Annotated in this window: 21 protein-coding genes, 9 tRNA genes and 1 pseudogene; 21 read left to right on the forward strand and 10 right to left on the reverse strand. The window is 31.5% G+C overall.

Going from position 1 to position 23736, the window contains the following annotated elements; all coding sequences use genetic code 11:
* The first annotated feature begins 344 nt into the window (after positions 1–344).
* The 3 genes from LQ693_RS08270 to yhaM are packed head-to-tail and all read left to right on the forward strand — an operon-like array spanning position 345 to position 5405.
* Positions 345–1529 (forward strand): metallophosphoesterase family protein, encoded by a 1185-nt coding sequence (locus LQ693_RS08270; RefSeq protein ID WP_025904812.1) that lies wholly within the window; start codon positions 345–347, stop codon positions 1527–1529.
* 4 nt (positions 1530–1533) lie between these two features.
* Positions 1534–4467, forward strand: coding sequence for an ATP-binding protein (locus LQ693_RS08275; RefSeq protein ID WP_025904813.1), 2934 nt, complete (start codon positions 1534–1536; stop codon positions 4465–4467).
* The gene (yhaM, locus tag LQ693_RS08280; protein WP_025904814.1) at positions 4464–5405 is read left to right on the forward strand and encodes a 3'-5' exoribonuclease YhaM; all 942 of its coding nucleotides are present in this window, start codon (positions 4464–4466) and stop codon (positions 5403–5405) included. Before LQ693_RS08275 ends, yhaM begins: the two co-directional genes overlap by 4 nt.
* Before the next feature lie 51 nt (positions 5406–5456).
* On the opposite strand, the gene LQ693_RS08285 is transcribed toward yhaM, so the two are convergent.
* The 5 genes from LQ693_RS08285 to LQ693_RS08305 all read right to left on the reverse strand — a co-directional run bounded on the left by LQ693_RS08285 (position 5457) and on the right by LQ693_RS08305 (position 8608).
* Positions 5457–6428, reverse strand: coding sequence for a peptidylprolyl isomerase (locus tag LQ693_RS08285; RefSeq protein WP_025904815.1), 972 nt, complete (start codon positions 6426–6428; stop codon positions 5457–5459).
* 71 nt (positions 6429–6499) lie between these two features.
* Entirely contained in the window at positions 6500–7063 is a 564-nt protein-coding gene (locus LQ693_RS08290) for a DUF3267 domain-containing protein (protein ID WP_025904816.1), read from the reverse strand.
* A 38-nt stretch (positions 7064–7101) separates the two neighbouring features.
* Positions 7102–7647 carry an HTH-type transcriptional regulator Hpr gene (locus tag LQ693_RS08295; protein WP_025904817.1) on the reverse strand — a complete coding sequence of 182 codons (546 nt, stop codon included), beginning with the start codon at positions 7645–7647 and terminating at the stop codon, positions 7102–7104.
* Positions 7648–7743: 96 nt separating this feature from the next.
* The gene (locus LQ693_RS08300; protein ID WP_025904818.1) at positions 7744–8121 is read right to left on the reverse strand and encodes a YtxH domain-containing protein; all 378 of its coding nucleotides are present in this window, start codon (positions 8119–8121) and stop codon (positions 7744–7746) included.
* 64 nt (positions 8122–8185) lie between these two features.
* Positions 8186–8608 carry an HIT family protein gene (locus LQ693_RS08305; protein ID WP_025904819.1) on the reverse strand — a complete coding sequence of 141 codons (423 nt, stop codon included), beginning with the start codon at positions 8606–8608 and terminating at the stop codon, positions 8186–8188.
* Between the two features lie 128 nt (positions 8609–8736).
* Between LQ693_RS08305 and LQ693_RS08310 the strand changes: the two genes are divergently transcribed.
* Together LQ693_RS08310 and ecsB are read left to right on the forward strand one after the other, a co-directional pair.
* Positions 8737–9474 (forward strand): ABC transporter ATP-binding protein, encoded by a 738-nt coding sequence (locus LQ693_RS08310; protein WP_037589715.1) that lies wholly within the window; start codon positions 8737–8739, stop codon positions 9472–9474.
* Positions 9467–10687, forward strand: coding sequence for an ABC transporter permease EcsB (ecsB, locus tag LQ693_RS08315; RefSeq protein WP_239703160.1), 1221 nt, complete (start codon positions 9467–9469; stop codon positions 10685–10687). The genes LQ693_RS08310 and ecsB overlap by 8 nt, the downstream gene beginning before the upstream one ends.
* Positions 10688–10747: 60 nt before the next feature.
* On the opposite strand, the gene LQ693_RS08320 is transcribed toward ecsB, so the two are convergent.
* A complete protein-coding gene (locus LQ693_RS08320; protein WP_107572767.1) occupies positions 10748–11275 on the reverse strand; it encodes an antibiotic biosynthesis monooxygenase family protein in 528 nt (175 codons plus the stop codon).
* Positions 11276–11441: 166 nt separating this feature from the next.
* Here LQ693_RS08320 and hemE point away from each other — a divergent pair, with 166 nt between their 5' ends.
* The 12 genes from hemE to LQ693_RS08380 all read left to right on the forward strand — a co-directional run bounded on the left by hemE (position 11442) and on the right by LQ693_RS08380 (position 16500).
* Positions 11442–12494 (forward strand): uroporphyrinogen decarboxylase, encoded by a 1053-nt coding sequence (gene hemE, locus LQ693_RS08325; RefSeq protein ID WP_025904823.1) that lies wholly within the window; start codon positions 11442–11444, stop codon positions 12492–12494.
* Between the two features lie 40 nt (positions 12495–12534).
* On the forward strand, positions 12535–13455 hold the full coding sequence (hemH, locus tag LQ693_RS08330; RefSeq protein WP_239743658.1) for a ferrochelatase: 921 nt from the start codon (positions 12535–12537) through the stop codon (positions 13453–13455).
* Positions 13456–13487: 32 nt separating this feature from the next.
* On the forward strand, positions 13488–14882 hold the full coding sequence (gene hemY / locus LQ693_RS08335; protein ID WP_107565464.1) for a protoporphyrinogen oxidase: 1395 nt from the start codon (positions 13488–13490) through the stop codon (positions 14880–14882).
* A 731-nt stretch (positions 14883–15613) separates the two neighbouring features.
* Positions 15614–15688 (forward strand) — tRNA-Glu (locus LQ693_RS08340).
* Positions 15689–15775: 87 nt separating this feature from the next.
* Positions 15776–15849 (forward strand) — tRNA-Met (locus LQ693_RS08345).
* Positions 15850–15863: 14 nt separating this feature from the next.
* A tRNA-Asp gene (locus LQ693_RS08350) sits at positions 15864–15939 on the forward strand.
* A 10-nt stretch (positions 15940–15949) separates the two neighbouring features.
* A tRNA-Phe gene (locus tag LQ693_RS08355) sits at positions 15950–16022 on the forward strand.
* Positions 16023–16042: 20 nt separating this feature from the next.
* Positions 16043–16118, forward strand: a tRNA-His gene (locus tag LQ693_RS08360).
* Positions 16119–16138: 20 nt separating this feature from the next.
* Positions 16139–16212 (forward strand) — tRNA-Gly (locus LQ693_RS08365).
* A gap of 7 nt (positions 16213–16219) precedes the next feature.
* Positions 16220–16294: transfer RNA gene (locus tag LQ693_RS08370), tRNA-Asn, on the forward strand.
* Positions 16295–16297: 3 nt separating this feature from the next.
* Positions 16298–16369 (forward strand) — tRNA-Glu (locus LQ693_RS08375).
* Between the two features lie 42 nt (positions 16370–16411).
* Positions 16412–16500 (forward strand) — tRNA-Ser (locus LQ693_RS08380).
* A 370-nt stretch (positions 16501–16870) separates the two neighbouring features.
* On the opposite strand, the pseudogene LQ693_RS13840 reads toward LQ693_RS08380, so the two are convergent.
* Together LQ693_RS13840 and LQ693_RS08390 are read right to left on the reverse strand one after the other, a co-directional pair.
* Positions 16871–17185 (reverse strand): annotated as a pseudogene (locus tag LQ693_RS13840) (EamA family transporter); the annotation flags it as partial.
* Between the two features lie 20 nt (positions 17186–17205).
* Positions 17206–17637, reverse strand: coding sequence for a GNAT family N-acetyltransferase (locus LQ693_RS08390; RefSeq protein WP_107591086.1), 432 nt, complete (start codon positions 17635–17637; stop codon positions 17206–17208).
* 360 nt (positions 17638–17997) lie between these two features.
* Between LQ693_RS08390 and LQ693_RS08395 the strand changes: the two genes are divergently transcribed.
* From LQ693_RS08395 to menC, 4 genes are all read left to right on the forward strand, one after another.
* On the forward strand, positions 17998–18837 hold the full coding sequence (locus tag LQ693_RS08395; protein WP_103361856.1) for a DegV family protein: 840 nt from the start codon (positions 17998–18000) through the stop codon (positions 18835–18837).
* Positions 18838–18978: 141 nt separating this feature from the next.
* Entirely contained in the window at positions 18979–20145 is a 1167-nt protein-coding gene (locus tag LQ693_RS08400; RefSeq protein WP_025905549.1) for an MFS transporter, read from the forward strand.
* Between the two features lie 116 nt (positions 20146–20261).
* Complete coding sequence (gene menE / locus LQ693_RS08405; protein ID WP_239703161.1) at positions 20262–21671, forward strand: o-succinylbenzoate--CoA ligase; 1410 nt, start codon at positions 20262–20264, stop codon at positions 21669–21671.
* The gene (menC, locus tag LQ693_RS08410) at positions 21658–22656 is read left to right on the forward strand and encodes an o-succinylbenzoate synthase (protein ID WP_025905547.1); all 999 of its coding nucleotides are present in this window, start codon (positions 21658–21660) and stop codon (positions 22654–22656) included. The genes menE and menC overlap by 14 nt, the downstream gene beginning before the upstream one ends.
* 46 nt (positions 22657–22702) lie before the next feature.
* Here menC and yidD read toward each other — a convergent pair whose 3' ends face one another.
* Both yidD and LQ693_RS08420 read right to left on the reverse strand, forming a co-directional pair.
* On the reverse strand, positions 22703–22927 hold the full coding sequence (yidD, locus tag LQ693_RS08415) for a membrane protein insertion efficiency factor YidD (RefSeq protein WP_025905546.1): 225 nt from the start codon (positions 22925–22927) through the stop codon (positions 22703–22705).
* 10 nt (positions 22928–22937) lie between these two features.
* On the reverse strand, positions 22938–23723 hold the full coding sequence (locus tag LQ693_RS08420; protein WP_239703162.1) for a hypothetical protein: 786 nt from the start codon (positions 23721–23723) through the stop codon (positions 22938–22940).
* Between the last annotated feature and the right edge of the window lie 13 nt (positions 23724–23736).

The following is a 23736-nucleotide window of genomic DNA, read 5'->3' on the forward strand; positions in this document are numbered from 1 at the left end:
TAAACTTCAAAACAAATATAGTTGTTCGATTCATTAAAAACCAAAGGTTGATTACATACTAAAGATATTACACAAACATATGGACTTGACTGAGTTTTGTAATCAAGAGCCCCGTTATAAACAAGTTTGGGCGAAAGTGTTCATAACGTATCCATTACAATCTCACGAATTAACAATTCATATGTCGCTTTTTTGTTGTTTAATCTTATATGTGCGATGTATCGTATACGCGCGGAATATGGTAAAATTAAAGCATTAAAAATCTTTATAAATCTGATTATTCTATTGGTTGAGCTTGAATATAATAATTAAGAAATGAGCTAATATTGAAAGAGGTTAGGTATATGATTAAATTTATACATTGTGCGGATTTACACCTTGATAGTCCATTTAAGTCTAGACATTATTTAAGCCCTTCTATTTTAAGCGATGTAAAACAAAGTGCATATAATAGTTTTAGAAAAATTGTTGACGACGCAATTAAAGAGCAAGTTGACTTCATCGTCATTGCAGGGGATTTATTTGATCAAAATAATAGAACTTTGCGTGCGGAAGTGTTTTTAAGAGAGCAATTTCTTAGACTACAAGATGAACAAATTTTTGTTTATATTATACATGGTAACCACGATCCTTTATCTGTTGGTGTCCATACAGTTTGGCCAGAGAATGTTACAGTTTTCTCTGATAAAGTTTCTACTTATCAACTTATTACGAAAAATGGACAAGTTGTTTATTTACATGGTTTTAGTTATCAAAAAGATCAAAGTTATGAGAATAAAATTGATGAATATCCTGAATCTACAGGTAATAAAGGGATACATATTGGTGTATTACATGGTACATATTCACAAGCTTCAGGAGTGAAGCAAAGATATACTGAATTCAATATTGAAGATTTAAATAGCAAATTATATCATTACTGGGCATTGGGGCATATTCACGAAAGAGCAATGATTAGTGAGTTATCTCAAGTCCATTATCCTGGTAATATACAAGCCCGTCATTTTAAAGAAAAAGGTGAAAAGGGTTATTTATTAGTTGAAGGTGATGAGTCTAAATTACAAGCATCATTCAAACCAACTCAATATATTAGGTTTGAAAAAGCGGTCATTGAAACTCAAGCTAAAGGTAAGCATGCATTATACGAAGCGATACAAAAATTCAAAGATAGTGTGAGAACTGAAGGTAAGGCTTTTTATCAATTAGATGTTTATGTTAAACATGATGAAATTTTAAAACAAGATGAAATTAACCAAGTTATTCAATTGATACAAGAGTATGAAGAGAATCAAACAAACTTTATCTTTGTTGAACAGTTGAATGTATTCTTTGATCAAGATTCAGAAGTAGCTTTAGCGAATGAGTTCAATGATGATATCCTACAAGACGAGAACATTCTTGAAGAAGCACTCAGTGATTTGTATATGAATCCAAAAGCAAATCGATTTTTAGAGCCATTTAGTGATGTTGATAAACAAGCACTTATTGAGCGTGGGGAAGCAATTTTAAAAAGAAGAATGAGAGGTTAAAGCGATGAAAATTAAATCTTTAGAAATTTATGGCTATGGCCAACTCATGTCTAGAAAAATAAAATTTGATCAAAGTTTTATGCAAATATATGGTGAGAATGAAGCAGGAAAATCAACGATACAAGCATTTATTCATTCTATATTATTTGGCTTTCCAACTAAAAAAGAAAATGAACCAAGATTGGAACCAAGACTAGGGAACCAATACGGCGGTAAGTTAGTGTTAGATTTCGATGGTCAAATTGTTGAAGTTGAAAGAGTTAAAGGTCGCGTAACAGGTGACGTTAAAGTATATCTTTCTAACGGTAAAGTTAAAGATGAAGAATGGCTGAAACAAAAGTTAAATTTCATTAATAAACGAACTTATCAAGGTATCTTCTCTTTTAATGTATTAGGATTACAAGATATTCATAAGAACTTAACTGAAGACCAACTTCAAATGTATTTACTTCAAGCAGGTGCACTCGGTTCAACTGAGTTCACAGGTATGAGTGATTTAATGCAAGTTGAGAAAGATGCATTATATAAGAAGAATGGTAAAAATCCAGTGCTAAATGTTCAATTAGAGCAGTTGAATGATTTAGAAATTAAGATTAAAAACGAAGAAAAGAAACTTTCAGAATATGAAAGACTTCAAGATGAACGTGATAAAACATCTCGAAGATTAAATCAATTAAAAGAGAATCTCGGTAAACTTACTGATAGGTTAACAAGTAAAGAAAAAGAAATTTCACTACATAACGAAGTGGTTGAATGGAAGAAGTTAGAAAGCAATTTAAATATAGAACCATATGAATTCCCTGAACAAGGGATAGAGCGCTATGAATCAGCTGTACGTTCTAATGAAAGTATTAAACGCGATTTAACGCTAAGAAATGAAAAGCTTGGACAAGTCGTACATACTTTAGAAAATGTTAAAGTTATGTCTGAACGAGATGAAAAAGCGCTCAATAGTATTAGACAAAGAGAATCAGATATTAAAGAGAAACATCAAGAATTAAAACAATTAAACCAGCAAATCGATAATGCTGAACGTGATAATGAATTACTTAGACAAGATATCGGCTGGAATGAAGAATTTTTAGATGTAGATACGTCTGACGCGATGAAGACACATATAGCTGAAGTCAATCGCATTAGAGAAGAAAACGTTGCAGAACGCGAACAAATAAAACGTTCGCTCAACCAATTATCAATTGAACAAGAGCGTTACTCTAACAATGTTGATAAATTGCATAATGATCTCGTATCTGATGAAAACTATGAACAAAAGAAAGTATATAATCAAAAAGCGCTAGAGCTTGGCGAAAAGAAATCACTATACAAAAAAATGGAAGAAAGCTTTAATAAGCAAAAAGAAGAAAGTGAAAAGAGAAGTAAACAATATAGACTTGCTTCTGGCATTGGTGGCATATTATTAATCGCAATTGCCATTTATGCGTTTATTGCATCACAAATTGTATTTAGTGCTATATTCGCTGTTGTAGGTGTTGTATTAGTTGGATTAGCCTTTATGATTAAATCTAAAGAGTTAAATCATGATCAAGCATTTTCTAAAGAAATAGATGAATTAGAAGAGAAAGTTCAACACTTAAAGCAATTTTATGATTTAGACTTTAATCTTGATGAACAAACGAAAATTAGACAAGAATTAGAAAGTTATTATCAGTCTCAAGAGATACTATCTACTAAGCAATCTGAATTAAATAAAGAACTTGAACAAGTAGAAGAAATTATTGAGACTAAAGAAAGAGCACTTAAAGAAACTAAAGTAAGTTTACATGTATCTAATCAAATATCTTCACAATTATTAAATGATGCATTGTCGACAATTAGAAAAATTAAACAAAATAGATTAGAAATTACACGCATTACTAAAATAAGAGATGAGAAACAAGCAGCTTTAGAAGCATTTTATAGAGAAGCTGATAGCATTGTGAGTCATGCTGGATTACATTATCAAGAGATTTCACTATTTCATGATGTCAAACAAGCTTTAGACGAACATCAAAAAGAATTTAATATTCAATCACGCAATAACGACCAACAAGCATTATTAACCAATGAAATAAATGCATTGAATGAACGTTTAGAAGAAAATAACAATGTGATTCAATCATTATTTGACTTCATTAGTGTAGATAATGAAGAAGCTTATTATCGTCATCATAAAGCATATGTGTCTTATCATGAGGATTTAAAACGATTTAATTATTTAACAGATTTATTGAACAATCAAAATTACGATTACGATAAAAATACACAACTAAGTTATATGACAAAAACAGACCTAGAAAATGAACGTACTCAGTTAGAAGGTCAAGTTGATGAATATAATGATCGTTATTTAAATGTTCAAGCAGAATTAAGTGATTTGAATGCTCAAATCAATCATATGGAAACGGATGAAACACTTTCAGCTTTAAGACATGAATACCATTTACTTAAAGATAAAGTGAATGAAACTGCAAATGATTGGGCTGCATTGAGTTATTTACAAAACTTAGTTGAAGCACATATTAAACAAATTAAAGATAAACGACTACCTTATGTTGTAAAAGATGCTACAGATATTTTAAAAGCATTAACAGAAGGCAGATATAATCAAGTTATTTATGAAGAACAAAATGTACAAGTTAGACATGAAAATGGACAAATATTCCATCCTACTGAATTAAGTCAATCAACGAAAGAATTATTATATATCGCGTTAAGATTTAGTTTAATTAAATCATTACAAAAATATTATCCATTTCCAATTATCGTTGATGATGCATTTGTGCATTTTGATAAACATCGTAAAGAAATTATGATTAAATATTTAATGAGTATGAAAGATGATATTCAAATACTTTATTTCACTTGTAATAAAGATCAAAATGTACCTCAGAAACAAACAATTACGCTGACAAAAATAGAAGGAGCTAAGAGCAAATGAGAACTATAGAGACATTGAAACCAGGAGACTCAGTAGATCATTACTTTTTGATTCATCGAGCAACTCAAGGTGTTACAGCTCAAGGTAAACCATATATGACACTTTATCTTAAAGATAAAAGTGGTGATATAGAAGCAAAAGTATGGACGGTAACAAATGAAGATATTCAACTACTCGTACCTGAAACGATTATTCGTGTGAAAGGTGACGTTATTGATTATCGTGGAAGAAAACAAATGAAAGTTAATCAATTTAGAGTGGCTGTAGATGAAGATAATGTGAAATTGGAAAACTTCTTAGAAGCGGCGCCATTATCAATCGATGATATGTCAGAAGAAATTATGACGTATATACTAGATATTGAAAATGCTAAATTACAAAGAATTACACGTATATTACTTAAAAAATATCAAAAAGAGTATTTTACATTCCCAGCAGCTAGTTCACATCATCATAATTTTGTTTCTGGCTTAAGCTATCATGTTGTAACAATGTTAAGACAAGCGAAGGCATTGTGTGATATTTATCCAATATTAAATAGAAGCTTATTATATAGTGGTATTATCTTGCATGACTTAGGTAAAGTAAAAGAGTTATCAGGACCAGTCGCTACATCATACACAGTTGAAGGGAACTTATTAGGTCATATTTCAATCGTTAGTGATGAAATTGCACAAGTTGCAAAAGAGCACAATATAGAAGGGGAAGAAGTCCTCTTATTGAGACATTTAGTTTTAAGTCACCACGGTAAATTAGAGTATGGTTCACCAAAATTACCTATGGTTAAAGAAGCAGAAATTCTTCATTTTATTGATAATATTGATGCAAGAATGATGATGTTTGAAAAACATCTTAAAAAAGTAGATAAAGGTCAATTTACAGAGCGCATCTTTGCTTTAGAAAATAGACAATTTTATAAACCTGAAACTTTAGATTAATCAAAAAAAGCTATGAAGTAACGTTTAACGTTTCTTCATAGCTTTTTAATTTTAGCTTGCTGATGATTGTTGTGCTGCTTGCATTTGTTGTTGTTGTAATGCTTTTTCGTTTAAGATATTATCTTCGATTGCTTTTTTAATATCTTTATCTTTGTAGTCAACTTTGTATTCATCTAATAATTTCTTGTAAGCATTGATGATGATCTTAGGTTCTTTTTGGATTTTTAGTTGACGATATTGTTCTTTAAGGCTCGCTTTTTCTTTCTTAGATGGTTCGCCTTTATCTGCTTTTATAATATGGTAACCATATTGAGATTTAACAACATCTGAAATTTCGTCATCTTTTTTAAGTTTGAATAATGCTTTTTCAAATGACTCATCCATTTGACCTTTCAATACAAATCCTAGAGCGCCGCCTTTAGATTTAGTACCTTCATCTTGTGATTCTTTCTTAGCAATTTTTTCAAAGTCGTCTGGGTTTTTCTTAATTTGAGCTAGTAATTTTTCAGCTTTTTTCTTAGCTGCTTTATCACTTAAACCTTCATCAGAATCATCTGATTTAACTTTGATTAAGATATGTGAAGCCTTTTTAGTATTTTCATCGATTTCTTTGTCAGAAACTTTTACGGCATCGTTGATAAATTCTTCTTGATATTTAGAAGTTTTTTGAGATTCTTTAAAGTCTTTTATAGTAGCACCTGGTTTTTCTTGTTGTAGTGCTTCTTCAAATTTCTTCTTACCACCGTATTGCTCGATTTGTTTATCAACTTGTTTGTCTAATTTCTTCGTATCAACTTTGTCTTCGTATTTATCTTTTAAGACTTTGTTAAGTACAATTTGAAATGCATTTTGTGCGACTTCGTTACTACCCATTTTGTCTAGTACGTCTTGTGAAGTTACGTTTCCGGCTTTAGTTTCTACTAAAGTTTCTCCAGAATTATCTGAACCATTACCACAAGCGCCTAAAGTTAATACTGATGCTGAAAGTGTTACAGGTAACACTATTTTTTTAATTGATTTCATAAATAGAACTCCTTTTGTAAGAATACAATGATAAATATAGCATATATACTATTTTAAATACAAAAAATAAACTATAAATGTTCGGCATCCAGTGAACGTTTTGTTAACAATTCGATACCATTTTTTCTTTCTTCAATATAAGTACCTTTTTTTGTAAATAAAATAATCTTCAAATAAAGTAAATCGATAATTGATATGCCAATATTGATAGACATGATAAATAAAATGTAATGTCCATATTGTGGAATTATATTTACGAGTGCAATAGATAGGGTAGTTATCGTAACGAGTGGGCAAATAAGTGCAAAACAAAATACAATCTTATTAACTGGTTGATCTACTCTAATATTATATAAAGGTAAAGCACGTTTAGCTTTAGTCGTTTTGTTCATTTTAAATGACTTACGATAATACATTAATACAATCAAATGCAACAATTTATGAATTGGATAAATTAAGCAAAGGACGAATAAGAATAGTATAAACTTATCGTCCTTTAAAGGTTCTGTTTGTATATAATTGAATATTTCGTAAGTGACGATAAATGTTAAGAATGAAACTAAAGCACTAATTAATACAATTCTCTGCAATCCATAACGAGACTGTATATTAATTGATTTAGAACACAAAAACATGGTTAATGTCACCTTCTAAGATATGATTTATCTTGATATTATGCATCATCCTCAGACTGTTCGTCAAGTAGATATTTTCTTAATTGCTCATGGTTTTGTTCAATGTGATGAATAAAGTCGCTACCATATATTTGACCAACGATATATTTCACATCTGTAAATTCTGGCATATTGTACATGACTTTCTCATAATCTGCAGCAATTTCATATAATCTGTTCGTATCATTTGAATAGTTTAAATATGTCTTTCTTAACACTGCAAGACCTTTATCTGTTAATTCTAAATAAGTCGTACGCTTATCGTGCTGACTTTTAGGCATTGTTAAATAGCCACGTTTTTCTAAATTTTTAGCGAAATTGAAAACAGTAGATACATGCATAACGCCATATTTACTCACTTCAGATATTGTAGCTTCATTTAAGCTTCTAATAATAATTAAAATATGATGTTCATTAATATTTAAGTCGAAAGGCTTAATCCATTGCTGCCAATCTTTCTCGATTGTCTTCCATAAAGCTTTAGATAACTGTGAAACCTTATGAGTAAATAACATTTTTTCAATCATGTCCAATTCATTCGACATAGTTAAATCCCCCTTTGTTTGTATAATAAAAGCATGATACTAATGTATCATGCTTAGTTATAACACTTTAATAATATAATAATTTTAACACGTTTTCTAATTTTTTAGAAATGGAAGCTTAGTATTTTGAATTTCTTTTTGAATTTCATTGCCACGATTGCTAATATTTTCAATATTTTTCTGTATTTGTTCAATATTAGGGTTAATATCAGCTTTAAATTCATTAATCATCGTTTTAATTTCTTCACTTAATGATTGAATGGCAATTTGGCTTTCGTCTTTAGTCTTTAATACATAATCTTTTATTTCAATAGCATTGTCTTTAATTTCACTTAATTGAATTTTAGAACCGTCAGCAGTTGATTTTAAATCTGTCTTTAAAGCATCACCAGAACGGTCTGTATTTAAAATGGCTGTTGTAAAACCTGTAACAAATCCTACACCAACACCAATTGCGAGTCTTGAAAATTTCATAATTATCCTCCTTGATATCTCTTATTTAAATATATACCCTGAATTTTTATAAACATGCAGTGTATTAAAAATGCTGTTGAATTGTTTGTGCGATTTCTGCTTTTTTCTCATCATCTAATTGGTCTTCATTTGTATTCCAAATATAACCGAATCCATCAATATCTTCTTTATATCTAGGGATTAAGTGGAAGTGGATATGGAATACAGATTGTGAAGCATACTCACCATTATTTTGAATAATATTTAAACCATCAGGATTGAAAGCTTTTTTGATGGCATTTGCAACGATTGGTAAAGCTTCAGCTATGTGTTTCATTGTTTCTGGGTCTGTTTCATAAATATTTGGTGAAGCTTTCTTTGGTATAAGTAATGTGTGTCCTTTACTTACTTGAGAAATATCTAAGAATGCATATACATAATCATTTTCGTAAACTTTGAATGATGGGATTTCACCATCGATAATTTTGCTGAATATTGTTTCTGACATACTATCATCTCCTATGTAAATATTAGTTTTATTATATCATGCTCGTAATATCATCTCACTGATAAAGATAATATTTAATGAATGTAACATTGAGAACATGCTACAATATATTTTGGAGGTGTGTTCACGTGACAATTAAAGTGAATAATTTAACAGGTGGATACGGTAAAAAAGCTGTTATCCATGATATCTCATTTGAATGTAAACCAAGTGAAGTCGTAGGACTTATTGGATTAAATGGTGCAGGGAAAAGTACAACAATTAAACATATACTTGGCTTATTAACACCACAACAAGGTGAGATGTCCATTAATAATATAGATATTAAAGCAGATATAGAATCTTATAGAAGAAATCTTACATATATACCAGAAAGTCCAGTTTTATATGATGAATTAACTTTAGAAGAACATATTTACATGACTGCAATGGCATATGGTATTGATAAAGATACAGCGCTTGAAAAGGCAATGCCGTTATTGAAAAGACTAAGACTTGAAAATGAATTAAAAGTCTTTCCGATACATTTTTCAAAAGGTATGAAACAAAAAGTTATGATTGTTTGTGCATTCTTAGTTGAACCGACACAATATATCATAGATGAACCATTCTTAGGGTTAGATCCATTAGGTATACAAACAATGTTAGATTTAATAGTAGAAAGACGTAATCAAGGCTCTTCAGTATTAATGTCTACACATATACTTGCAACTGCTGAAAGATATTGCGACCGATTTATTATATTACATCAAGGTCGTTTAGTAGCGATGGGCAATTTAGAAGAATTGAGAGAAAAAACTGGACTTACTAATGCAACACTAGATGATATTTATATACATTTAACACAAGGTGAAGCGTATGAATGATGTAAATACTTTATATAAGGTTAGACAAAGAGAAGAAGTATTAGAGAAAATGAATTACAATAAATTCATCTTTAATGGTCATTTCTTGATATTTATAACCATTATGATTGGCGCTTTTGCGTTGGGCTATAGTAATTGGTTAAAAGATATTCCACAAAATATTAACTATCGTTTAATCTTTTCAGTTATATTATCTATTTGTTCGATATTTCCAATGAGGACTTTCTTTAGAGAAGCAGATAAGTTATATTTGTTACCATTTGAAAAACACTTAACGCTCTATATTAGAAAAGCACTGACTTATAGTTATTTTAATCGACTATATTTACCAGTCGTAATATTAGTGATCGGTTTACCATTATTCTATCAATTAATGGGTGGTAAATTTTATTTATATATCACGGTAATGGTTTTGAGTTTCATCTTTCCAATTCTAGGACTGATGATGAAATGGTTCTGGTTAAAATATGGTTTAGAAATATGTGGAATTAATGTATTACTCTTTATCGTATATGCGAGTGGTTATTACACAACTTTAAAAGTAGGGGCTTTATCAGGTCTATTATCTATTGTCGTATTGATTGCTTTAATTATTTTATTAGAAAATATCAATAGAGGTACTTTTTATCAGTGGGAAACATTAATCACTATCGAACATAATCATAAGATGAATTATTATAAATTCGTTAATATGTTTACAGATGTAAAAGTATTAAATGAACGAACAGTTCGCAGAAGATATTTAGATGTCTTCTTAAAAGTTCCGAGTCCTAAGAAATTTAATCAAAATTATATGTATAAATTCTTATTTGTAAGAAGTTTTGCGAGAGGGAAAGATGCATTCTTTATCGTATTAAGATTATTGATTATCGGACTTGTATTAATTTGGTGGATTGATCAGCCATTCATATCAGCCATATTAGGTGCTTTAATCATGTACTTGTTGATATTACAATTATCTCAATTTTATAAACAACAAGCATACGGGTTGTGGCCACAAGTATGGCCGGTTAGTGAAGGACAAGTTGTTAAAGGCTATCATCAGTTTTTAATTAATATCATGCTTGTATTAGGTATTATTTTATCAATCATATATATCTTGAAATTTGTTACAGCGATTTATTTCGTTATATTATTCTTCGTTGTTGGTTGGTTAACAATAGATTCGTCCATTAAGAAAATTAAAAAACATCAAGAGCTACTTAGAGATTAATAACAAATAAAAAAGAAGAAATGACTCAGTGAGAATCATTTCTTCTTTTTTATTTTATAATTATGCTTCTTCGTTTTCTGTTTCTTCATCTTCTTCAGGTCTATACCAATACTTTGTATAATTTGCTGTTGAATATTGTTCAGCGCCAGAGAATTTACGAGTAGCCTCTCTTGAGAAATATTCCGCATAGAAAGATGATTTTGTGAAATCTTCATATAATTCGTTTGAATCGAAACCTACTAATATCATATAAGTATCGCCTTTTCGAGGTTTAAGTAATCTAAATGATTCGAACCCTTCGAAATTATCAAATTGACTGTCGATATCTACATAATGATTTTCGAATCGATGTTGCATTTCATCAGATACAGGAATGTAGCTTGCTGCTATAAATTCATGATTGATAAAAGCACCTTTTGATTCTAATATTCGATATTCTCTTGGTTGTGCAAATACTGTATCACCATTTGTTTCATGAATAAGTACTGTCGTATCTTGTCTCGTATAATGATGAATATCTTCATCTGGATGTTTCTTCATTATACTATGCAGAAAATGATACGTACCTGTTGTTATATAACATTTCATAATGATATACCTCCTATATCTCTTTAATTAGATTATAAACATGTAAGCGCTAAAATCAACCAATACATGAAATCTTTTGTATAATTTATGAATTTTTGTACACATAGATGTCTTTATAATAGAATATGTTAAAATAGATTGTAATGATTATAATGAGGTGAAATAAATGAGTGTACCGTTTAACGATACAATTTTAAAAGCAGCAAAGGGAGAAAAAACAACTCATACACCAGTTTGGTTTATGAGGCAAGCAGGTAGATCACAGCCTGAATATAGAAAAATTAAAGAAAAGTATTCATTATTTGAAATTACACATCAACCAGAACTTTGTGCATATGTTACAAAATTACCAGTAGATCAATATAATACTGATGCTGCAATTTTATATAAAGATATTATGACACCTTTAACTGGAATTGGTGTAGATGTAGAAATTAAATCTGGAATAGGACCTGTTATACATAACCCTATTAAAGACATTTCTGATATTAATCGATTAGGTCAAATTAATCCTGAAGAAGACGTGAAATATGTCTTAGATACGATTAAACTTTTAACAGAAGAACAACTAAACGTACCATTAATAGGATTTACTGGCGCACCGTTCACGCTAGCGAGCTATATGATTGAAGGTGGACCTTCTAAAAATTATAATAAGACTAAAGCGTTTATGTATAAACAGCCAGAAGCTTGGTTTAAATTAATGGATACATTAGCTGATATGGCAATTCGCTATACACATGCTCAAATTGATGCTGGATGTAAGATGATTCAAGTATTCGATTCATGGGTAGGTGCGTTAAATGCTGAAGATTATCATTATTTCATTAGACCATCTATGAATAAAATTTTTGCAGCAATTAAAGAAAAGAACGTACCTGTTACAACATTTGGTGTTGGAGCAAGCCATTTAATAGAAGAATGGAATCAATTACCGGTTGATGTAATCGGGCTAGATTGGCGCTTACAAATCAAAGAAGCTAGGGAAAAAGGTATTACTAAGACGTTACAAGGAAACTTAGATCCAGCTATTTTACTAGCACCATGGGAAGTTATTGAACAAAGACTCGTTCAAATATTGGATCAAGGTTTAGTAGACCATAATTATATCTTTAATCTTGGACATGGTGTCTTTCCAGAAGTACAACCTGATACATTGAGAAGAGTTGCTCAGTTTGTGCATGATTATTCAGCAAAATATAAATCACAACAAAGATAGGTTATTAAACAGCTTAATTTTATTAAAGGGAGTATAGAAGATGAATAAAAAAGTGGGACTTTTAGTTATGGCATATGGTACACCTTATAAAGAAAGTGACATTGTACCTTATTATACACACATTAGACATGGTCGTAAGCCATCTGATGAGCAAATTGAAGACTTAAAAGGACGTTATAAAGCGATTGGTGGTATTTCACCATTAGCAGGTACAACAGAGAAACAAGCAGAAAGTTTACTTGGCGCTTTAAATGAAGCATATGAAGATGTTGAATTTAAATTGTACATTGGTTTAAAACATATTCATCCATTTATTGAAGATGCAGTAGAACAAATGCATAATGATGGTATTGAAGAAGCGGTTACGATTGTATTAGCACCTCATTATTCTAATTTCTCAGTTGGAAGTTATAATAAACGTGCTCAAGAAGAAGCAGATAAATACGGCATTTCAATGCATCACGTTGAGCAATTTTACAATGAACCAGCATTTATTTCTTACTGGACAAACATGATTGATGAAACATTACAAACGATTCCAGAAGAAAGTCATGATGAAACAGTATTAATCGTTTCTGCGCATAGTTTGCCTGAAAAAATTAAAAAAGCAAATGATCCATACCCTGATCAATTAGAAGAAACTGCTAAAATTTTAAGTGAAGAATCTAACATTAAACATGTATCAGTAGGTTGGCAATCAGAAGGTCAAACTGGAGAACCTTGGTTAGGACCAGATGTTCAAGATTTAACAAGAGACTTATATAATGAACATGGCTATAAACACTTTATTTATACACCAGTAGGATTTGTATGTGAACATTTAGAAGTATTATATGATAACGACTATGAATGTAAAGTTGTTTGTGATGAATTAGGCGTGAAATATCACAGACCACCAATGCCAAATATTGATCCTATATTTATAGAAGCAATGGTATCAGCAATTAAGAAAAAATTCTAATTCGATATTCGATTAAGAAAGAAGTGTTAAGAATGTCAAAACGAATTGCAATAATAGGGGCAGGGATAACTGGGTTATCTGCTGCCCATTATTTAAGAAGAGATTATCCAAATGCAGAAATTGATGTATATGAACAATCAGACAGAGTAGGCGGCAAAATCAAAACGTATCGTAAAGATGGTTATACAATTGAACTAGGGCCAGAATCTTACTTAGGTAGAAAGACAATTATGACAGAATTGGCTGAAGAAATTGGGATTGCTGATGATTTAGTAACAAATAAAACAGGGCAATCATATATTTACAGCCATAATAAGTTATATCCAATACCAGGCGGTTCAATTATGGGTATACCTACAGAAATCAAACCATTTCTTAAGACACAATTGATTTCGCCAGCAGCTAAATTAAGAGCAGGATTAGATTATTTCTTACCTGTTAAACCGATGCATACAGATATATCAATCGGCCATTTCTTTAGACAAAGATTAGGTGATGAAGTATTAGAAAACTTAATCGAACCTTTAATGGCAGGTATTTATGGTGCAAATATTGATAAATTAAGCTTAAAAACAACATTTCCTCATTTTAAAGAACAAGAAGAAAAAGAGGGCGGCTTAATAAAAGGCATGATAGCTCAAAAAGCAAAAAATAATGCTGATAAAAAAGTAACAGTTAAACCAAAAGGTCAATTTAAACAATTTAGACATGGCCTTGAATCATTCATTCAAACTTTACGTGATAGTCTTGAAGATAAAGGCGTTCAAATACATTTAAACGCTCCAGTTCAAAATTTAGTAGAAAAAGATAACAAAACAATTTTGACGATAAATAATGAAGAGCATGAATATGATGGTGTAATTGTTACAATACCACACCAACATTTCGTTAAATGGTTTGAAGATGACCTTAAATTAGATTACTTTAACTATATGCCTTCAACAAGTGTGGCAACAGTCGTTATGGCATTTGATAAAGACCAAGTCGTGAATGATAAAGATGGAACTGGATTTGTAATCGCAAGAACAAGTGATACAGCCATAACAGCATGTACTTGGACAAACAAAAAATGGCCACATACAACACCAGAAGGAAAAGTCTTATTAAGAGCATATGTAGGTAAACCAGGCTCAAATATTATTCATCACAAAGACGAAGAACAATTGAAACAAGTCGCTCTAAATGATTTGAATAAAATCATGACGATTAAAGGAGAACCAGAATTCTTTATCGTAACGAAATTACCACACAGCATGCCTCAATATGAAGTCGGTCATATTGATCGTATTAGAGATATACAAGAACATATCGATCAGAATTATCATAACCTTATCATAACAGGCGCTTCATTTGATGCAGTCGGATTACCAGACTGTGTACAAATGGCTAAGAACGCAAGTGACAAGATGATAGAGTATTTGAAGTAGATAGTAGAAAGTAGTAAGTAGATAGTGTGCGGAAGTGGAAGAAAGCGTATGGAAGTGCAGGGAAAAGGAACAGAAATTCTAATTTAATATTAGAATTTCTGTTTTTTTGTTGGAGGGGGAGGGTGAATATTGCTAGTGGAGGGTGACAAGCAATGTTGGAGGACTGAATATTGCTAGTGGAGGGTGACAAGCAATGTTGGAGGACTGAATGTTGCTAGTGGAGGGTGACAAGCAATATTGGGAGTCTGAATATTGCTAGTGGAGCGTGACAAGCAATGTTGAGAGGTTGAATATTGCAAGTGGGGCGTGACAAGCAATGTTGAGAGGTTGAATAGTGCAAGTGGAGGGTGGCAAGCAACATAGAGCAGCTGTAAATTGCAAGACAGGCCAAACATGAAACATAGAGTCGTTGTAAGTTGCAAGACAGGCCAAACAAGCAACATAGAGATGTCTATATAACTTAATGTATACTTTATTAAAAATGTGGAATTTTAATTCATCTTTTTCACAATGACTTCAAAAAAACTACTTTATGATCATTTTTTTCTGTAAAAGTCATGAAAAAATGACACTTTAGAAGATAAAAAAGAGTGTGTTTTGAATGATTATTTCTCCCTTTAGTGACAATTGTCACATAGATGTTAAAAGTTCAAATTTTTATTAAGAAAAGTAAAGAAATAGCATTGACGTTCTTTATATTTCTATATATACTTAAGTAGTTCTCAATTAGAGGCCCCTTGGTCAAGCGGTTAAGACACCGCCCTTTCACGGCGGTAACACGGGTTCGAATCCCGTAGGGGTCACCATTTTTAATAAAAATTTATTAAAATTTTATTGACATAATATTAATGAATGTGTTATATTAATAAGGTAGCCAAATTACTTATTATTAGCGCGGGATGGAGCAGTTCGGTAGCTCGTCGGGCTCATAACCCGAAGGTCGGTGGTTCAAATCCGCCTCCCGCAATACTTTTTAATGATGGTCCCGTGGTGTAGCGGTTAACATGCCTGCCTGTCACGCAGGAGATCGCGGGTTCGATTCCCGTCGGGACCGCCATTTATATTTTGGCTCAGTAGCTCAGTCGGTAGAGCAAAGGACTGAAAATCCTTGTGTCGGCGGTTCGATTCCGTCCTGAGCCATACTTTTTTATACAAGTATGGCGATTGTGGCGAAGTGGTTAACGCATCGGATTGTGGTTCCGACATTCGTGGGTTCGATTCCCATCAGTCGCCCCATATATATATTATTTACTTAAGCGGGTGTAGTTTAGTGGTAAAACCTCAGCCTTCCAAGCTGATGTTGTCGGTTCGATTCCGATCACCCGCTCCATTATTATTCCACAGTAGCTCAGTGGTAGAGCTATCGGCTGTTAACCGATCGGTCGTAGGTTCGAGTCCTACCTGTGGAGCCATAAGGCCCCTTGGTCAAGCGGTTAAGACACCGCCCTTTCACGGCGGTAACACGGGTTCGAATCCCGTAGGGGTCATATAATCAGAGGTGAAATATCGCTTCTGATTTTTTTGTTTGTGGAGAGTTGTCCGAGTTGGCCGAAGGAGCACGCCTGGAAAGTGTGTAGGCGCCACAAGCGTCTCGAGGGTTCGAATCCCTCACTCTCCGTTTGTACCTTAATAATCAACTAATCCAAGACGTTGATATTGCTGGATTTTCTTGCATTTGGTAAGTTGATCCGTTTGAGCAAGTGTCAAAAAAGTGTCTAGAGAAAATTTCTCTTACTTTTTGACACTTGCTCTTTTTTATTACTTAATTATTCAATAATCGTATGATTTGTTCTATTTTCAAAGCATTCTTTAATTTGTTTTGTTGTATTTCTTTTAGTCGATAGTTCAGGTAAATTATTGATTCCAAAGTATTTAACTGAACTGGTTTCAACACTTGTTGTTAATTCTCCACTAACTCTATTACAGAAATAAATTAGCTTATAATAATGATTTAATGAATTGTCTGGATTAGATTTATTTGTATCATAAACCGCAATAATGGGTTGTAAAGATAATATGACTGTTGAACTAGCAACGGTTGTTAATTTTAATGAACCAAACCATAATCCGAAATGAAGAGCTAAAAATAGACCAGCTAATACAAGATATAGAAAATCTTTAAGGTTTAATTTGAAGATTTCTTTTTTATATCGATATGCAAAGGGTACTAGCAAGATGACTGCTATAAACATTCTGTTCATGCTTATTACGCTAGAAGGGGCGTTTGATAGCTTTACTAATATGGCAGCTAGTGAAATTGCAATAATTGAAATAAGTAATAACATATTAGTCTGTTTATTCATAAGCAAAACCCCAATTTAAATTATAATTTTAGATGTATGATTGGATAATCTCTGCCTTGTTCATCATGTGAAGATTCTTTATATGATTTAAATCCATTTTTAATATAAAAGTTCAAGGCTTGCTCGTTATCTTTGTTTACATCAACTTTTTGGATATGATCTTCAGTTAACAAGTGTTGAAGTATTTCAGTTCCAAATCCTTTTCTGAAATGTTCTGGATCTATAAATAACATTTCTAAGTTACCTTTATTGATACCTGAGAAACCAACAGCTGCTCCATCGTATAGCCATAAGTTTGCATCTACATATTTTAAGTAGGTGGGTATTTCTTTTTTTAATGCAATTCTGTCTTCCTCTTTTAAAAAGTGATGTGTTGCGAGTACGGAACGTTCCCAAATTTTTAATGCAAGTGGATAATCTTTCTCTTGTAGTTCTGTTTTTACTAAGCACATTGTTATGACTCCTAACTCGTTATCAATATTAAAATGATAGCATATGTAGGTTAAATGCGTATAGCGTATTGTCATTTTTTATAAAGTTACAATCTTATAAATGCTATATTTTAATAATAAATTTATAGGAATATTCTAACGTTAAAATTTGATTCATTGGTGTAAAGGTATTGTGTTTTCTATGTATTTATCAATTTATTATACTAGAATGATATTTGCGGTATTTATTATATGATTGCTTTAACTTATCAGTTCTGTTTTTAATTGTTTCAATAGTGATTATATGTTATTAATTAAGTTAGGTTAAAAATACTTATTTATAAAGTGAATGCATTTATTGTATATACAATGGAGGAAGTAATGAAATTAGCGTGGTTAATTGATACAACAACTTATATTGATCAAAATATGGATGATAAAGATTTATTTGTCGTTTCTTTATCTACAATTATTAATGACAAACCTTATAAAGATTCAGAATTTGAAAGTTCAAAGTTATTTTTTGATATGTTAAAAGAAAATGGTAATGGTGCTAAAACGGCTCAACCTACACCTCAAGATTTTATTGAGACGTATGAGCAAATTCAAGAAGAAGGTTATACGCATGTTATTGCGGTTCATCCTTCTAGTAGTTTATCAGGAACATATGCATCATCGTTATCAACTGCACAATCTTTCCCTATGGAAATTCGTGTAATTGATAGTGGAACAGGAAGCTTTCCTCAAAAAGAATTAGTCGAGTATGGTAGAAAACTTTATGACGAGGACTATTCATTTGAGGAAATCGTTAATAAGTTAGAAGAAGTTAAACATACAAGTGAATTATATTTGTTGCCACGAAACTTACAACAATTAAAGAATAGTGGAAGGGTTTCGAATAGCAAATATTTATTAAGTAGCTTACTTCATATTAAATTACTATTGAAATTAGAGAATAGTACAATCGACTTAGAACTTAAGTCTAGAGGCAATAAGAAAATAGAAGCTTATTTAATCACACATATTAAAGAAATTATTGATAAAGGTGTTACAAACATTGGTGTGTTACATGCAGGAAATGAGCAAGAAGCACATGTATGGAGAGAGCGCATTTTAACTTTAAATAAAGATGTTAATGTATATGTCGAACCGTTAGTTCCAGTAGCATCTGTTCATACGGGGTATGGCACAATTGGAATAGGTTGGATACAAACTCAATAATGAAAACGTTTAAAAATCTGAGAATTTAATTTCTCAGGTTTTTTTATATACAAAATTCAAAAAAACTCTTGTAATTGCATAGCAAAAGTACTAATATGGTTAAATCTGATTAAAATAATAAGATTAAAGGAGCGTTGAGACATGAAAAAATATCCTTTAGCGATTTGGATACTAAGCCTTGGTGCTTTTGCGATAGGTATGACTGAATTTGTAATCATGGGTTTGTTACCTAATATTGCAAGAGATCTTGATGTAACTGTATCTGATGCGGGTCAATTAATTACAGGTTATGCATTGAGTGTTGCAATTGGCGGACCGATTATAGTGTTAGCGACTTATAAATTACCTCGAAAAAATTTACTCGTCTTATTAATGGCTATTTTTATAGTAGGTAACGGGATAGGTGGTATTGCACCTAATTATGGTTCGCTTATGTTAAGTAGAATTATTGCCGCTTTAGCACACGGTTCATTCTTTGGTATTGGATCAATACTAGCAGCAAGCATGGTACCGCCTCATAAAAGAGCAAGTGCAATGGCGTTAATGTTTATGGGATTAACAATGAGCAACATCATTGGTGTACCATTCGGAACATTTGTAGGGCAAATATTTGGCTGGAAAATGACATTTATTATTATTAGTGTTCTAGGACTATTAACATTAATAGGTATTATTCGATTTGTACCTAACCAAAAAGATACACAGCCGATTTCAATTAAAAATGAATTGAGTGTATTAAAAGATGTTAAACTTTGGCTGACACTAGGTGTAACACTATTCGGATTCAGTAGTGTATTTGCTTATTTCACGTATATTTCTCAAATATTAATCAATGTTTCGCATATAGAAGAACGCTGGATTTCATTTGTCCTTATTATATTCGGTGTTGGTGTAACATTTGGTAATATTATTGGTGGAAAATTAGCAGACTGGAATTTAAATAAAGCACTGAATACGATATTTATCGTCTTCCCAATATATATCTTTATGATGTACTTTATTCAAAACTATAGCTTGCTAATGGTTGTCGGTATTTTTGTATTTGGTTTGATTGGCTTTAGTATGAGCCCATCATTACAATTTAAAAGTATGGTCATTTCACAAGATGCACCAATGCTTGCTAGTACGATGAACCAATCTGCATTTAACATCGGTAATGCGCTTGGTGCGTTCATCGGCGGTATCGTAGTTAGTCAATTAGAAGTTAAGGATTTAGCGTTAGTCGCGCCATTCTTAACAATTATAGGACTTGTCTTCTTATTACTTGAACGATTCGTTACGCAAAGAAGAGAAAAAGAAGCAATCTAATATGATGGAAACCTAGGTGAATTAATCGCCTAGGTTTTTTGATATTATAAAGCATTTTTTATGTTTAAATTCAAAAATATCGTTATAATGAATAATGGTATAAGGAGGTCCAAACGATGAAACATTGGATTGAACAACAGGTGTTACGTGCACCGCATAAAATTGCAATTCAACAAGGTGATGTTGAATTAACGTATGAACAACTATTTAACGATTCTAAAAATAAAGCACATTACATTAAACAACTTCAATTGAAAAGAGTTGGATTATATATCAAGAATGATATTAAACATGCATCACTTATCATTGCAGCTTGGTTAGCAAATGTAGAAGTGGTTATGATTAATACGAAGTTAACACCAGTTGAAATTGAACAACAATTAGAAAGTATTGGCGTTCAAACGGTCTTTACGTATAAACCTTTAAATATCAAGCAAAATTGTATTGATATTGAGGATATTTATTTGGAAGACAGTAAACATGAGAATTATGATTTTACGTTTGATATGGATGATATTGCGACGATTATGTTTACTTCTGGTACAACTGGTCCTGCAAAAGCTGTACCACAAACTTTTTCAAATCATTATTTTAGTGCAATGGGTTGCAAAGAAAGTCTCGGCTATGATGAATCAACGAGATGGTTGTCCGTCTTGCCGATTTACCATATTTCAGGTTTAAGTGTGTTAATACGTAGTTTAATAGAAGGTTTTACACTTATTTTAGAACCGAAATTTGATGTAAATCGCGTAATGCATTTAATTAAAAATGATAACATCACACATTTTTCATTAGTGCCTCAAACATTACAATGGTTGATGCAAGATGAGTTAACACAACCATATCAATTAGAAAAAATATTATTAGGCGGCGCAAAGTTATCCGAAACGATGATTAATAAAGCGTTAGACTATCAATTACCGATTTATAATTCGTTTGGAATGACTGAAACATGCTCGCAGTTTGTGACAGCAAGTCCAGAGATGTTACGTGAAGAACCAAGTACAGTAGGGAAAGTACCTTCAAATGTTCGACTTAAAATTTTAAATCAAAATAAAGAAGGGCATGGGGAAGTCGCTGTATATGGTGGAAATGTGATGAATGGTTATTTAACAGGTAGTCAGAATTCAGATACATTTGAAGATGGTTATTTTAAAACAGGTGATGTGGGATCAATAGATAATTCAGGTTATGTATATATTTATGATAGAAGAAAAGATTTAATCATTAGTGGTGGAGAAAATATTTATCCATTTGAAATTGAACATGTGATATTAAATCATCCTGACGTTCAAAATTGTGTTGTTGTACCAGTTGATGATGAAAAGTGGGGGCAAGTACCAGCATTAGTGTATGAAGCGGAACAGACTATCCAAGATGATGTATTTAAAAATATACTCGCTACTAAATTAGCAAAGTATAAACACCCAAAATACTTTTATAAAATAAATGAAATTCCAAGAACTTCAACAGGTAAACTTTCAAGATATAAAGTAAAGGCGTGGGTCATGAATGAGAAAAAATAGTTTGCATTACTATAGATTCAAAGCACCTTTCAGAGTACCAATACGAACACCTTTAGTAGAATTAAATGAACGAGAAGCATTAATTGTAGAATGGCAAGACATGAATGGGTCTACATATTATGGTGAATGCAATGCGTTTAATAGTGACTGGTATCATTTCGAGACAATAAATAAAGTTGAAGAAACTTTAATAAAATGGTTCGAAAAACATGAATTTGTTGATTTTAATAGCTATCCATTATGTTGTGAATTAATAGATGAACTCAATGAATATCCGAATGCACGTAGCGTTATGTCTATGATATTCTTTCAGAAATTCCATGAGTTAAAGCCGATTGAAGTAGCATATGGTGCAACAATTAATCAAAATATTGAACAATATTTCAAGCAATATAAAGGTGAATTACCAACGAGAATTAAATTAAAATGGCATGACGAAGTTAATCAAGATATAGAATTTTTAACAGAATATTATCCGCAAATACAAAGAGCGATTGATGCAAATGGCGTGTTAAATCATGAACATGTTTCTTTATTAAATACATTTAAAGATGAACAATTTATATATATTGAGCAGCCATTTTCTAAATATGAGGACTATATTGAGCATGTTAATACGCTCGAGTTACCAGTATTTATTGATGAAAGTGCTCTAAATTTAGAGGGAATTATTCAATTTAATCAGCAACATCTTATCGATGGTGTTGTGATTAAAACTTCACGTGTTGGAGGGATAGATAAAGCACTTGAAATTATTGAATATTGTCACGAACATCGACTTAAATATGTCATAGGTGGAATGTATGAATTTGGACTTAGTAGTTACTTTACAGCTTACTTGGCACAGCACAGTTCATATCCGAGTGATGTGACGCCAAGTGATTATTACTTCACGGAAGATTTCGTTGTTGATAGCGCAAAGACTAATGGTCATCAAATTAAATATGTACGACCAATAGTTGATAAAGATAAATTAACAAAATAAAAGGCATATGTGCTAAATTTTTAGCGCATATGCCTTTAAATAAATGTTATGAATCTTTTTTAGGTGGAACAGGATCGTAGCCACCTGGATGAAATGGGTGGCATTTTAAGATGCGTTTCGTACCTAACCAAGTCCCTTTTATAACCCCATACTCTGAAATAGCTTCAACAGCATAGTTAGAACATGTTGGTTGGAACCTGCATGTTGGTGGTGTCAGTGGCGATATATATCGTTGATAAAGGCGTATTAATTTAATAAATACTTTTTTCATAGCAATGCTCCTATTTATAATTGTTTTTCGTTAAGTTCTGGTATGGTTTAACATCAGTAGAATTGAATTTATAGAAATCTGTTGTCTGTTTCATATGAATGTTAATCGTTTCATTTTTAATTTTTCCAGTTGCTTTAATGTTAAAGGTTAGCGTTTTTGGTAATGTTTTGTCTTTTTGGAATGTAAGCTTAAACTTACCACTTTTAATTTTTAAGTTGTTAATATTGCTTAATGACGCTTGATCTGCCAGAGGTGATTGGCTAAATCCTAGTTGATAGAGATATTCCATAACTTTACCTGTACCTTCATATGAAAGGGTATCGTTTTCTAAAGTGACATCGTCTTCAATAGGTTTAAGTAAACTTTGATTAAAAGTCGTTAAATCGAACCAATCTTGTCCAATTTTTTGATAATAATCTATTTCGGCATTCTTTGCATGATAATTTAAATACTTAGATTTAGGTGAGGATTTGATTTCGTTTGAATCAATCCAAACACTTTTATTATGCACTGGAAATTGTTTTGTATTACTTTCTTGTTCGACATTAAATGCAAGTTTATCATGGTGGTTTGTTCGGCCATGTGACAGTTGTTTAAGCGTTGTTTTTTTATCTTGAAAATCAACTGTTGTTTCGTTACTAGATTTAATCGAATGTGAATCTACTTTTTTAATATTTTTTTGAAAAGCTTCGATAGCATCGCTACTATCATCAAATTTATTTTGACCTTCTGGACTACAACTTGCTAGAATAAGAGTAATTGTTAATACTAAGGTCGTTAAGGTTAACTTTTTCAATATCTTCTACCTT

The sequence above is a fragment of the Mammaliicoccus sp. B-M6 genome (assembly GCF_022386965.1).
Classification (GTDB): Bacteria; Bacillota; Bacilli; order Staphylococcales; family Staphylococcaceae; genus Mammaliicoccus; species Mammaliicoccus sciuri_A.

What these genes read in the sequence shown, in the direction of transcription:
- LQ693_RS08395 (WP_103361856.1), top strand. Translation starts at nt 17,998, where the DNA reads ATGAAATTAGCGTGGTTAATTGATACAACAACTTATATTGATCAAAAT.
- LQ693_RS08305 (WP_025904819.1), bottom strand. Translation starts at nt 8,608, where the DNA reads ATGTCAGAAACAATATTCAGCAAAATTATCGATGGTGAAATCCCATCA.
- LQ693_RS08295 (WP_025904817.1), bottom strand. Translation starts at nt 7,647, where the DNA reads ATGTCGAATGAATTGGACATGATTGAAAAAATGTTATTTACTCATAAG.
- LQ693_RS08270 (WP_025904812.1), top strand. Translation starts at nt 345, where the DNA reads ATGATTAAATTTATACATTGTGCGGATTTACACCTTGATAGTCCATTT.
- LQ693_RS08390 (WP_107591086.1), bottom strand. Translation starts at nt 17,637, where the DNA reads ATGTGCTTAGTAAAAACAGAACTACAAGAGAAAGATTATCCACTTGCA.
- LQ693_RS08285 (WP_025904815.1), bottom strand. Translation starts at nt 6,428, where the DNA reads ATGAAATCAATTAAAAAAATAGTGTTACCTGTAACACTTTCAGCATCA.
- menE (WP_239703161.1), top strand. Translation starts at nt 20,262, where the DNA reads ATGAAACATTGGATTGAACAACAGGTGTTACGTGCACCGCATAAAATT.
- hemY (WP_107565464.1), top strand. Translation starts at nt 13,488, where the DNA reads ATGTCAAAACGAATTGCAATAATAGGGGCAGGGATAACTGGGTTATCT.
- ecsB (WP_239703160.1), top strand. Translation starts at nt 9,467, where the DNA reads ATGAATGATGTAAATACTTTATATAAGGTTAGACAAAGAGAAGAAGTA.
- LQ693_RS08400 (WP_025905549.1), top strand. Translation starts at nt 18,979, where the DNA reads ATGAAAAAATATCCTTTAGCGATTTGGATACTAAGCCTTGGTGCTTTT.
- hemE (WP_025904823.1), top strand. Translation starts at nt 11,442, where the DNA reads ATGAGTGTACCGTTTAACGATACAATTTTAAAAGCAGCAAAGGGAGAA.
- yhaM (WP_025904814.1), top strand. Translation starts at nt 4,464, where the DNA reads ATGAGAACTATAGAGACATTGAAACCAGGAGACTCAGTAGATCATTAC.
- LQ693_RS08300 (WP_025904818.1), bottom strand. Translation starts at nt 8,121, where the DNA reads ATGAAATTTTCAAGACTCGCAATTGGTGTTGGTGTAGGATTTGTTACA.
- menC (WP_025905547.1), top strand. Translation starts at nt 21,658, where the DNA reads ATGAGAAAAAATAGTTTGCATTACTATAGATTCAAAGCACCTTTCAGA.
- yidD (WP_025905546.1), bottom strand. Translation starts at nt 22,927, where the DNA reads ATGAAAAAAGTATTTATTAAATTAATACGCCTTTATCAACGATATATA.
- LQ693_RS08275 (WP_025904813.1), top strand. Translation starts at nt 1,534, where the DNA reads ATGAAAATTAAATCTTTAGAAATTTATGGCTATGGCCAACTCATGTCT.
- LQ693_RS08320 (WP_107572767.1), bottom strand. Translation starts at nt 11,275, where the DNA reads ATGAAATGTTATATAACAACAGGTACGTATCATTTTCTGCATAGTATA.
- LQ693_RS08290 (WP_025904816.1), bottom strand. Translation starts at nt 7,063, where the DNA reads ATGTTTTTGTGTTCTAAATCAATTAATATACAGTCTCGTTATGGATTG.
- hemH (WP_239743658.1), top strand. Translation starts at nt 12,535, where the DNA reads ATGAATAAAAAAGTGGGACTTTTAGTTATGGCATATGGTACACCTTAT.